Annotated in this window: 10 protein-coding genes; 4 read left to right on the forward strand and 6 right to left on the reverse strand. The window is 36.7% G+C overall.

From position 1 onward, the window contains the following. Positions 1-112 precede the first annotated feature (112 nt). A complete protein-coding gene (locus tag V7S79_RS06635; RefSeq protein WP_459489776.1) occupies positions 113-955 on the forward strand; it encodes a hypothetical protein in 843 nt (280 codons plus the stop codon). A gap of 76 nt (positions 956-1031) precedes the next feature. Here the strand turns inward: V7S79_RS06635 and V7S79_RS06640 are convergent, their stop codons facing one another. Further along, positions 1032-1865, reverse strand: coding sequence for a dienelactone hydrolase family protein (locus V7S79_RS06640; protein ID WP_459489777.1), 834 nt, complete (start codon positions 1863-1865; stop codon positions 1032-1034). An 86-nt stretch (positions 1866-1951) separates the two neighbouring features. Here V7S79_RS06640 and V7S79_RS06645 point away from each other — a divergent pair, with 86 nt between their 5' ends. The 3 genes from V7S79_RS06645 (at position 1952) to V7S79_RS06655 (ending at position 7210) form a co-directional block, all read left to right on the forward strand. Further along, on the forward strand, positions 1952-5320 hold the full coding sequence (locus V7S79_RS06645; protein WP_459489778.1) for a ThuA domain-containing protein: 3369 nt from the start codon (positions 1952-1954) through the stop codon (positions 5318-5320). 167 nt (positions 5321-5487) lie between these two features. After that, positions 5488-5793 (forward strand): large conductance mechanosensitive channel protein MscL, encoded by a 306-nt coding sequence (mscL, locus tag V7S79_RS06650; RefSeq protein ID WP_459489779.1) that lies wholly within the window; start codon positions 5488-5490, stop codon positions 5791-5793. Between the two features lie 136 nt (positions 5794-5929). Continuing rightward, the gene (locus V7S79_RS06655; protein ID WP_459489780.1) at positions 5930-7210 is read left to right on the forward strand and encodes a DUF2130 domain-containing protein; all 1281 of its coding nucleotides are present in this window, start codon (positions 5930-5932) and stop codon (positions 7208-7210) included. Positions 7211-7225: 15 nt separating this feature from the next. Here V7S79_RS06655 and V7S79_RS06660 read toward each other — a convergent pair whose 3' ends face one another. The 5 genes from V7S79_RS06660 to V7S79_RS06680 all read right to left on the reverse strand — a co-directional run bounded on the left by V7S79_RS06660 (position 7226) and on the right by V7S79_RS06680 (position 12380). Then, positions 7226-7432 carry a VF530 family protein gene (locus tag V7S79_RS06660; protein WP_459489781.1) on the reverse strand — a complete coding sequence of 69 codons (207 nt, stop codon included), beginning with the start codon at positions 7430-7432 and terminating at the stop codon, positions 7226-7228. 237 nt (positions 7433-7669) lie between these two features. Further along, positions 7670-8200: a hypothetical protein gene (locus tag V7S79_RS06665; RefSeq protein WP_459489782.1), complete on the reverse strand. Its 531-nt coding sequence runs from the start codon at positions 8198-8200 to the stop codon at positions 7670-7672. A 57-nt stretch (positions 8201-8257) separates the two neighbouring features. Next, positions 8258-10189, reverse strand: coding sequence for an ABC-F family ATP-binding cassette domain-containing protein (locus V7S79_RS06670; RefSeq protein WP_459489783.1), 1932 nt, complete (start codon positions 10187-10189; stop codon positions 8258-8260). Positions 10190-10211: 22 nt separating this feature from the next. After that, on the reverse strand, positions 10212-11075 hold the full coding sequence (gene tatC / locus V7S79_RS06675; protein ID WP_459489784.1) for a twin-arginine translocase subunit TatC: 864 nt from the start codon (positions 11073-11075) through the stop codon (positions 10212-10214). Positions 11076-11090: 15 nt separating this feature from the next. Further along, complete coding sequence (locus tag V7S79_RS06680; protein ID WP_459489885.1) at positions 11091-12380, reverse strand: serine hydroxymethyltransferase; 1290 nt, start codon at positions 12378-12380, stop codon at positions 11091-11093. Positions 12381-12519 lie beyond the last annotated feature (139 nt).

The raw sequence follows: 12519 nt of genomic DNA on the forward strand, positions 1-12519 counted from the left end.
TAAGTGGCCAAAAATTAGCAATTTTACATTTCAAAAAAAATCAAATTATTATGCTTGCGTGTAAAATTAGCCTTTTTTTTGCTTTTAGTTGAAATCATTTAGTTTGAAATATATGCCTAAGTTCTTTTTATTACTATTCTTAGTTTTTCCATTCTTGGTTGACGGACAAACTAGTTCAAAAATTCATAAAAAAGGTAGTTTTTACGTTCACTGGGGATATAATCGATCAAGCTATGTAAATTCAGATATTAAATTTGTAGGTCCAGGTTATGATTTTACTTTATCAAAAGTTCAGGCAACAGATATGCCAACTACTTTTGATGGATTTACAACTTATTTGAATCCTTCTTTGTTTTCGATTCCACAATTTAATTTTCATGGGGGTTATTTTTTGAAGGATAATTTGTCTATTTCAATTGGTTGGGATCACATGAAATATGTCATGGTACCCGATCAAGATTCTCACATAAGTGGTTTAATTTCTACCCAAGTTTCAAACCCCGCATTTGCTGTGAATCCAGTTTATGCAAAACAATATAGTCCCAATACACCTTTTAGAATTAATTCAGAAGATTTCTTACAATTTGAACATACAGATGGATTCAATTATGCGTCCATTGAATTAGAACATTATCAAAACCTTTGGAAATCTCAAAAAGGACAATTTCAATTGGATTGGATCAATGGTGGGGGAATTGGTTTAATGGTACCACGTTCAGATGTGCGCTTGTTTACCATTGGTAAAAATAATTTGTGGAATATCGCCGGTGCTGGCGCTTCAATAAAAACAGGTTTGCGTTTAAATTTAACCAAATTGTTATTTTTCGAAACAACAGTCAAAGGCGGTTACACCAATTTATGGGATATCCGAACTACTGGAAGATCGGTCGATCATGCCGAACAAGCTGTTTGGTTCGGAGAATTTTATGGGGCACTTGGGTTTAGTATTAGGTAAAAGGTAAGAGGTAAAAGGTAAGAGGTCTTTTCTTTTTTCTCTCTTACCTCTTACCTCTTACCTCTTACCTCTTACATCATTTCAGTCTCTCCTTAAAGTACCCAATCGCTAGGTTCCAAGCTTCTTCAGTAGCTTTTTTGTCGAAATTCGGGTTAGATGGATTTGCGAAGGCATGTTCTGCGTCAAAGATTTTTGCGGTAACTTTTTTACCAGCGGTTTTCATGCTCGCTTCGAATTCAGCTACTACTTTTGGATTGATCCATTGTTCTTTTCCTGCAAAAAGTCCTAAAACATCCGTATTAAGGCCTTTTAATTGCTCGACATCACGGATAGGCATTCCATAGTACATCACGCAAGCAACAGCTTGTTTTTCAGCTAGAATAGAAGCTTTTAATGATAGTCCGCCACCAAAACACCATCCAACGGTTGCAATTTTTGCTTTGGGACCTACATAAGTCATGGCACCCTTGATGATAGATTCTAATCGGGCTGGATTTGCTTCCGCCATGTATTTTCCTGCATCTTCGCGTGTTGTAGCTACTTTGCCATCATACATATCAATGGCTAAAACATTCACATTACCCAAGGTGGAATAAAAATGTTCTGCTTCTCTTTTGATGTGATCATTTAATCCCCACCATTCTTGGAAAACAAACAAAGTATAAGAAGTAGGTTGTGCTGCTTCAAGGTAAAATCCATTGGCTTTTTTGCCATCGGGTGTAGAAAATTCTACCATTTTGCCACCTGCTTTACTGATATGGTGATAGGCTTTGGGCAGTGCGTGTGATTTTTGAAAGGTTTTGTTTTTGGCTAATAATTGCATTTCATCTTTTTTGACGAAGCAACAAGATTGGCCGTTTAGGTTCCATGCCAAAAATAAGGACAGGCAAATTGCGAATAAATTCTTCATAGGATATAAATTTTTTTGCTAAAAATAATCGAAAATTTCGGTTTTAATCTTAATTTGCCAGCTAGTATTTATCTAAACTTATTTTTATGAAATCAACTTGCTTCGGAATTTCCCGAATAGTCTTGAGTTTTTGTTTATCCTTATTCATTTTTCAAAGTTCTTTTGCTCAAACGCTTAATGTGTTGAAAGGGAAAAAGGTATTGGTTTTTTCTTCAACCAAAGCATTTAGACATGCATCTATCAAAGCAGGTAAGGCTGCATTTTTGAAAATGGCAGCTGAAAAAGGATTTCAGGCTGACACAACAGAAAATGCCTCTGTTTTCACAGAAAATAATTTAAAAAAATACCGTGCTGTTGTGTTTTTAAGCACAACGGGCAATGTGTTGAACGATGCGCAGCAAAATGCCTTTGAGCGTTTTATTCAAGCGGGAGGTGGTTACATGGGAATTCATGCAGCAACAGATACGGAATATGATTGGCCTTGGTACACGAAATTGGCAGGAGGGCAGTTTGCTTCTCATCCAGGTCGCCCAAATGTACAAGTGGGTAAAATGCATGTGTTGGATAAATCACATATTTCAACAGCTCACATGCCAGAATCTTTCGATCGCAAAGATGAATTTTATGATATCAAAAACTTCAATAAAGATGTGAAAGTTTTGGTAACTGTTGATGAAAAAACCTATAAAGATGGTAAAATGGGTGATTTTCACCCGATGGCTTGGTACCATGAATACGATGGAGGAAGGGCTTTTTACACCAATTGGGGACATACAGATGAGACTTTTTCGGAGCCTCTGGTATTAGATCATATTTGGGGAGGTTTGCAATGGATTTCAACGGGCGATTTTAATTACAACAAGAAATTAAGAACAGGCGTTTTGCCAGAAGATAATCGTTTTACGAAAACGATTTTAGATAAAGGTTTGGATGAACCAACTGAATTAGCGGTTACTGATGGGGGTAAAATCTTTTTTGGGGAGAGAAAAGGGCTTTTGAAAATGTATGATCCAAAGAAAGGTAAAACGAAAGTAATTGCCGATTTGAATGTGTTTTCTAAATTTGAATATGGTTTAATGGGTGTTAATGTTGATCCCAATTACAATCAAAATAAGTGGATTTATTTGTTCTATTCGCCACAAACGGGCCAAGCAGACACAGCGCAACATTTATCAAGATTTGTGTATGATGATGTGAATGATACTTTGGTGATGAGTTCTGAAAAAGTAATTTTGCGTGTTCCAGTAAAGAGAACAGGATGTTGCCATACAGGAGGATCCATTGCTTGGGATAAAGCAGGTAATTTATATTTGTCGACAGGTGATGATACGAATCCATTTGATTCAAACGGATATTCACCTTCAGACAATAGAGAAGGACGCGCAGGTTGGGATGCAAGAGCAACAAGTTCAAATACCAATGATTTAAGAGGAAAAATTTTACGTATCAAACCACAAGATGATGGTACTTATACGATTCCTTCTGATAATTTATATCCGAATAAAATTTACCATGCCAAGCAAGAAATTTATGTGATGGGTAATAGAAATCCTTATCGTATTTCTGTAGACCAAAGAACGGGATTTTTGTATTGGGGTGAAGTAGGGCCAGACGCAGGCGAATCGACGGAGAAATATGGTCCGAGAGGACATGATGAAGTGAATCAAGCACGTCAAGCAGGGTATTTTGGATGGCCTTTGTTTGTTGCCGACAACAAGGCGTACAATCAAAGGGATTTTGCCAAAGATTCAACTTGGGCGAAATATGATCCGATGGCGCCAGTGAATACTTCTCCACATAATACGGGTTTTGCTCATTTGCCAAAGGCTCAAAAAGCGTTTATTTATTATCCTTACGCAGATTCTCCAGAATTTGGCCCTGTAATTAGTAAAGGTTCAAGAAATGCGATGGCAGGTCCTGTGTATTATAGCGAAGATTATGCTAAAAATTCTGCGGTGAAATTCCCATCTTATTATGATGGTAAATTATTTGCTTATGATTGGGCAAGAGACATTATTTACACGGTTTCGATGAATGAAAAAGGTGATTTTGTCCAAATGGAAAGATTTTTACCTAACATGACTTTCTCGCATCCAATGGATATGCAATTCAACAAAGATGGAGCATTGTATGGTTTGGAGTATGGACCGAATTGGTTTGCACAAAATGATGAGGCGGTTTTATACAAATTAGAATATAACCCTGGGAATCGTATTCCAAAGGTGGAAATGAAAGCCGACAAGAAAGTAGGTGCAGCGCCTTTGACAGTGAAATTCTCATCTGAAGGAACGTTGGATTATGATGGGGATAAAATTACCTATCAGTGGAATTTTGGTAATGGTCAAACATCTTCAGCTGCTAATCCAACCTTTACGTATTCAAAACCTGGAAAATACAAAGCGGTTTTGAAGGTGAAAGATGCCAAGGGTAATGTAGGATCTGCTAGTGTTAATTTGATTGTTGGAAATGAAATTCCAAAAGTTGATGTCACTTTTGAAGGGAATAAATCATTTTATTGGAATGACAAAACAGTTAAATATGAAGTGAGTGTGAATGACAAAGAAGACGGTTCAAGTAAAACCAATAAAATTCCTGCGGAAGATGTTTTATTAAGCATTGATTATTTGGAAGGTTATGATAAAACGGTAATTGCGCAAGGTCATCAAGCCAATACTTCTTTTTCTTCTGGAAAGCGTTTGATGGATTTGTCGGATTGCAAGACTTGCCATGCCAAGGAGAAAAAATCCATTGGACCATCTTGGATAGATGTAAGCAAGAAATACAAATCGAATGCGCAAAACATCGAGACCTTGTCGAAGAAAATCATCAATGGTGGAGGAGGAGTTTGGGGAGAGCAAGTAATGGCAGCCCATCCGCAGATTTCAACTTCTGATGCGAAGGAAATTGTTCAATATATTTTGAGTTTGGGAGATGCGAAAAAAGCTTCTAAGCCAATCAAAGGAGAGTATGTAACTTCGGACAAAGGCAAGCCAGGAACCTTTATTTTTGCTGCAACCTATACTGATAAAGGAAATGGTTCTATTGCACCAGCAACGGGAACGAAAGTAGTTACTTTAAGAGATGCTCACGTAGCAGCGGTTAATTATGATAATTCTGCTAAGTCGATGAAAATGAAAGTAGAAGGATTGGGTGAAATATTAATTGCTACTGGCGATAAAGGTTTTGCGCAATTTGCGAACATTGATTTAACTGGAATTAAGTCGGTAAAGGTATTAGCGAATTACATGGAAGGAACTACGGCAGGAGGCAAATTAGAATTGCATACGGGAAGCGTTTCGGGACCATTAGTAGGGGCCATTGATATCAATGCCAGCAAGCAATTTGACATTCCAGTTAAAGTATCAGGAGTACATGATTTGTACTTTGTATACGTGGCCAACGCAAATTCTGGAGATAAGCCATTGTTTGCGATTAAGGAGTTTTATTTTAACTAGGTATTAGAAGAGAGAAGAGAGAAGAGAGAAAAGAGAAAAGAGAAAAGAGAAAAGAGAAAAGAGAAAAGTACTCTTACCTCTTACCTCTTACCTCTTACCTCTTACCTCTTACCTCTTACCTCTTACCTCTTACCTCAAAATTCATACCTCATAATTCATAATTCAAAATGGGTTTACTACAAGAATTTAAAACATTTGCCATGAAAGGCAGCGTCATTGATTTGGCTGTCGGGGTGGTGATAGGAGGCGAGTTTAGTAAGATAGTCTCTTCTTTGGTAGATGATATAATCACTCCAGCGATATTAACTCCTGTCTTGAATGCAGCACATTTGACAGACATGAACAAGCTGGTGATACCAGGCACAGCCATTAAATACGGTAATTTCTTATCCACATTTATATCCTTTTTGATCGTAGCCTTTGCTTTGTTCATCATCTTAAAAGCCATTAATAAATCGAGGGAGAAGGCGTAGGGTAAGGTAAAAGGTAAGAGGTAATAGGTAAGAGGTAAGAGGTAATAGGTAAGAGGGAAAAGGTAATAGGTAAGAGAAGAGATAGAAAAATAGAAAAGTTGAAAAACACTGCTAGTAGTAAAAGGTAGGATATAACATGCAAGAAATCATTTGTCCACATTGCAAGAAGGCGTTTAAAATCGATGAGTCAGGTTTTGCGGATATTGTAAAACAAATTAGAGATCATCAGTTTGAAGAAGAGATTCAAAATCGTTTGCAAATTGCAGAGCGAGAGAAAGAGAGTGCTGTTCAATTAGTAGAGGCAAATCTTCGAAATAAATTACAAGAATATGTTGCAAAAAAAGAGCAAGAAATTGCTCAAATGAAGGCGAATTCAGAATCTGCCCTGATTCAAAAATTGGCTGAAAAAGATATTAAGATTGCTGAAATGCAATCGAGCATTCAGAACGCTGAAATGCAAAAAAGTCTTTCTGTTCAAGAAGCCTTGCAACAGATAAAAGAAGAACGAGATCAGTTGAAAATTTCTTTGGCTCAGAAAGAATCAGAAGCTCAGGTAGCACTTATTTCACTGCGAGAAAAGTATAATTCCGATTTAAAACTAAAAGACGAATTAATTAAGTCAAAAGAAGAAGAAATAAAATTGCATAAGGATTTTAAGTTGAAATTATCAACTAAAATGCTTGGGGAGACATTGGAACAGCACTGTAAAATTCAGTTTGACATGGTGCATAATTTGGCCTTTCCAAGGGCAACTTTTGAAAAAGATAACGATGCAAAATCGGGAACAAAAGGAGATTTTGTTTATCGGGAGGTTGATGAAAATGGAGATGAGATTCTTTCCATCATGTTTGAGATGAAGAATGAGGGGGATGAGACTGCCACGAAAAAGAAGAATGAAGATTTCTTTGAAAAGCTTGATAAAGATCGTAAAGAGAAAAAATGCGAGTATGCCATTTTGGTTTCCTTATTGGAAAGAGAAAATGATTATTACGAAACGGGTATTGTGGATGTTTCTCATAAATATCCGAACATGTTCGTGGTTCGTCCACAGTTTTTCATTCAGATTATCTCAATTTTGCGTAAAAGTGGTTTAGATTCACTCAAGTACAAAGCTGAGTTGTCGATGATGAAGCGTCAAAACATTGATATCACCAATTTTGAGGAGAATATACGCAAGTTTAAAGACGATTTTGGTTATAATTACAACCAAGCTAGCAAGAAATTCCACTCGGCTATAGATTCGATCGATAAAAGCATTGCCAATCTTCAGAAGGTAAAAGAAGAGTTATTGAGTTCAGATAAAAACCTTCGTATTGCGAACGAAAAAGCGGAGAAATTAACCATTAAACGATTGACACACGGAAATCCCACCATGAAGGCGAAGTTTGATGAAAATGCTAAGGAGGGAGAAGAATAGAGGCTGAAATACCTTTTACCTCTTAACCACTTTCTTCAAATACAACATCTCCACTTTCTTTCTAGCCCATGGAGTGCGGCGCAAAAAGGTTAAACTGGATTTGATGCTTGGGTTAATCGCAAAACAATTGATGCGGATTTGGCGACTCATTTCTTCCCAGCCCATGGTTTCTACCAAATATTCAAGAATAAATTGAAGCGTTTTTCCTTCGAGTGGGTCCATTGGCTTGAAAAATTATAAAATCTATTTAATTCCTTGGTAAAATGATATGGATAAACCTTGTTTTAGATTTCTTAAATGAAAATAGCTTGTAAAATACAAGCTATAAATTTTAATTCTTTCGTGTGGTAAGGCCTAGCCTAAAATGATATCAGAATTCATCATATTATTATTTTATTTGAATGGTTGATAAGCTGTTGTAAAATTAATAGCAATTATTGATAAAACAAATGAATATGATTAATTCACTGACAAATCATTGCCTGATAAAAATCGTTTTTCCGTAATACATTCTTTATTAATGAAATCTTTTTTGAAAACTTTATTAAACCCTGACAGTGAATGTTTTGCTATGATTGAAAGTCTGATAAATGAACTTGAATCATCCCACATTTCTTCTATATTTTCAGTTGTACGAATTCTTACCGCATGTAAATTGTGTGGATTGTTTGTTGAATTGTTCGGCAAATAAGATAAAAAATTATCTTTTAATTTAATGTCATTACCTAGTAAATTCCCTCCGTTATAATCACCAATAGGTTTATAAAAAGTAAGCTCAATGTGTATGTCGAAAATTTCACTGTCAGTTAAATTGACAAATTTAAGTAAATAACTAGTTTCCCCTTTGACGACCTGTTTACTGATATAATCAGATATAACAATATCAGGCTTTTTCGTACTTAAAAAATATTTTAAGAAAAAATAGGATGCGACTACCCCAGTGGTCACACCTGTAAATAGCGAAATTGCAAAGTCAATAAAATTGTTCATGATTAATGGTTAGTTTAACGTATTTTTTTTAACACTAAGTTCACAAAGTTTATTTGATTACATTGAAAGTTCTAACCACCTTAATTCTTTTTCTTCTAAGGTGTTTTTGATTTTTTCAATTTCTTGGGCCCACTTGGCTAATTCTTGAAAATCTTCTGATCCCGCATTTAATTTTTCAATGAATGCCTCTTTCTTCAATTCCAAATCGGCCATTTCCTTTTCCAATTCCTCAAACTCTTTTTGCTCTTTGAAAGATAATTTTTTGGGCTTCGTGGCTTCGAGAGCCTCAGCCACCGCTTTTTTGTTAAAATCCTTATCTAACGGATTTTTGTTGTGATCTGCTTCTGAATTAATAGTATTTCCATTGCTTATTCCGATGCCTGAGGGTCTCGAAGGCGAGGTTTTCGAAGTCTCATTCTCCAATGCCAAACGATAATCCGTATAATTTCCATTAAAGAAATTCACTTCTCCTTCGCCTTCCACCAAGATCAATTGATCCACTAAGTTATCCATGAAGTATCTGTCGTGAGAAACCAATAATAAACAGCCTTGGAATTCACTCAAAAAGTCTTCCAATAACTGTAAGGTATCTAAGTCCAAATCGTTGGTTGGCTCATCCAAAATCAAGAAATTTGGATTCTTGACCAATACTTTCATCAATTGCAATCGCTTCTTTTCTCCTCCGGATAATTTCGAAACGGGCGTATATTGTTGAGCAGTTGGGAATAAAAATTTGCTCAAAAATTGACTCGGAGTTAAACTTTCATTTTTCCCGTAAGGAATCACTTCGGCTATTTCCGTGATCGTGTCAATGACCCTTTGTTCTGGTCTAAACTCAAAGGGTAATTGAGTATAATAGCCAATCACTAAAGTTTCTCCTGGATCGATCGTTCCCGAATCGGGTTGTTCATTGCCTGTTAATAATTGCAAAAAGGTCGTTTTACCGGCTCCATTTTTTCCAACAATGCCTATTCGATCTTTTTTCTTAAATGTATACGTGAAATCATTGACGATTTTCTTATCTCCCCAAGCCTTCTTTAAATGATTGATTTCAATGATTTTATTACCTAGTCTGGACATCTGTATGTTCAATTCTAGTTTGCTATCATCTATCTTCTTATTGGCTTTCTCTTCAGTTTCATGAAAGGCATCAATTCGATATTGCGCTTTTGTTCCTCTCGCTTTAGGTTGCTTGCGCATCCATTCTAATTCCTTACGATAAAGATTTTTTGCTTTGGAAATACTACTCGCCTCGGAAGCCTCACGCTCGGCTTTCTTTTCTAAGAAATAAGCATAATTGCCTTCGTAAGTATATAATGAACCGTCTGCCAGTTCAAACATTTTGTTGCAAATTTTGTCCAAAAAGTACCTATCGTGTGATACAACCAAAACGGTCACATTGGGGCCTGATAAAATTCCCTCTAACCACTCAATGGTCTCAATGTCCAAGTGGTTGGTAGGTTCATCCAAAATCATGATGTCTGGACTTTCAATCAACAATTTGGCCAATGCCAAGCGTTTTTTTTGTCCCCCAGAAAGCGTAGAAACCTTTTGTTCGCCATCAGGAATACCTAAACGTGAAATAATTTGCTTCGCTCTTGCTTCATAATCCCAAGCATTATTTGCCTCCATCAAAGAAAAGGCCTCTTCTAATTCTTTCGGATCTCCCGAAATCATGGCTTTTTCGTAATATTTGATAGCTACTGCACTGGGTAAATCATCTGAAAAGAGGTAATTCAATACTTCCTCATTTTCATTGAAATCAGGATTTTGAGGAAGATATCCTACTCGAATTCCTTTGCGGATAGAGATTTTTCCTTCATCTGGACTTTGCATCCCCATCAATGTCTCCATTAAAGTGGTTTTGCCTGTTCCATTTTTGCCAATTAAGGCCACTTTTTCACCTTTTTGTAAACCGAAAAATAGGTTTTTAAATACCCATCTTTCGCCCAAATTGCGTGAAACATTCTCTGCCGAAAGGTAATTCATTGTTATTTTTTAAAGAATTCGATTAAGAATCCGCTTCTTCTTCTCTCATTTTTCTACGCAATACACCTGCCGAAACAAAGATGCTGATTTCATAGAGTCCAAACAATGGAACTGCTACCAGCATTTGAGAAATGATATCGGGTGATGGAGTAATCAGAGCTGCCAAAACCAAAATAACGATTAAGGCATGTCTTCTGTATTCTCGCATGAATGATGGCGTTAGAATGCCTACTTGTGAAAGTACGTATGCCACCATCGGTAATTGGAAAGTCAATCCACAAGCTAAGGTCAACATCGACAATAGCGAAATATAATCATTGATATCAAATTGGTTTTGGATGGAGGGATCCAATTTGAAATTAGCTAAAAAGTTGATGGCCATAGGCGCAACCACAAAATAGCCAAAAGATACACCTGTGAAAAATAACAAAGAAACCCAGAAAACCGCTCCTCTCGCTGCTTTTAATTCTTTGTTCTTTAAACCAGGTTTGATGAAGCGCCAAACTTCAAAAAAGGCATAAGGAAAGGCAAATAGTAAACCTACAATAACCGACTGAGTCAAGGCCATCATGAATTGACCAGATACTTCTCTGCTTTGAAGAATAAAATCCGCTTGTTGCATGCACAGACTCGTCATACCTGTGTAATCGGCAACTCTACAAAGCAATTGATTGGTATAGAAATCTACTTTCGTAGGCCCCATGATTATGATGCCAAAAATTTCGTTTCGGAAAATCCAAGCAGTAACCGTGAATACAACAATCGACGCTAAGGAACGAATGATGTGCCAACGTAACTCTTCTAAATGATCCATAAACGACATCTCAGTGCCGTCCTTGTCTTCATTCTCACTTGAATTTTCTTCCCAATCTTGATCTAAACTCATTTTGTTTTTTTATAATTAATAAAGTGGGAATTGCTTCATCCACTCATTTACTTCACCTTTAATTTGACTCAATACTGCTTCATTTTCGTGATTCATTAAGGCTTTGTCTACCAAATCCACAATTTGAACCATTTCTGATTCTTTTAATCCACGAGTAGTCATGGCAGCAGTACCTACGCGCATTCCAGAGGTAACAAATGGCGACTTGTCGTCAAATGGAACCATATTTTTATTAATCGTGATATCGGCTTTAATCAAGGTATTTTCTGCTAATTTTCCACTTAATCCTTTTGGACGTAAGTCGATCAACATCAAGTGATTATCTGTTCCTCCAGAAATGATTTCATAACCTTTCGATAAAAACGCCTTCGCCATTGCTTGTGCATTTACTTGAACTTGTTTCGCGTAAGCTTCGAATGTCGGGGTCAATGCCTCTCCAAACGCAATTGCCTTAGCTGCAATGACATGCTCCAAAGGTCCTCCTTGTGTTCCAGGGAAAACAGCGCCATCCAAGCAAGCTGACATCATTTTCAATTCTCCTTTTAAGGTTTTGAAGCCAAACGGATTTTCGAAATCGTTCCCCATCATGATCAAACCACCACGTGGACCACGCAAAGTTTTATGGGTTGTAGTCGTTACTATATGACAATGTTGCATCGGATTGTTCAATAAACCTTTTGCAATCAAAGCTGATGGATGAGAAATATCTGCCAATAAAATGGCTCCAACTTGGTCTGCAATGTTTCTTAAACGAGCATAATCCCAATCTCTTGAATAAGCAGATGCACCACAAATAATCAACCTTGGTTTTTCTTTCAAAGCTGTTGCCTCTACTTTATCCCAATCGATCAATCCCGTTTCTTTTTCTACACCATAGAAGAATGCTTGGAAATATTTACCTGAAAAATTGACTGGAGATCCGTGTGAAAGGTGTCCACCGTGTGATAAATCAAATCCTAAAATTTTGTCACCAGGATTTAAGAAAGATAAAAACACCGCTGCATTGGCTTGTGCTCCTGAGTGCGGTTGAACGTTTGCCCAAGTAGCACCAAACAATTGTTTTGCGCGCTCAATAGCTAAAGTTTCCACCTCATCCACTACCTCGCAACCGCCATAATAACGCTTGCCTGGAAGTCCTTCAGCATATTTATTGGTTAAAACACTACCTTGTGCTTCCATCACCTGTGGAGATGTGAAGTTTTCTGAGGCAATTAACTCAATACCAAATTCTTGGCGATGTGCCTCTTGGTTGATCAAGTCAAAAATTTCTTTGTCGCGTTGGGTTGGGAATGTGCTGGCAGCCATGTATAATAAATGTTCTTTGGATACGTTTAAAGAGCGCAAAAATACGATTTTATATCCGAAATAGAAAAATTTATCGACTAATACAGATTTCTATTTTTCTAAAAGCTAAATTTGAACTTATTTTTAATAAAAATAATTA

It is taken from the genome of Aquirufa sp. ROCK-SH2 (assembly GCF_054558315.1).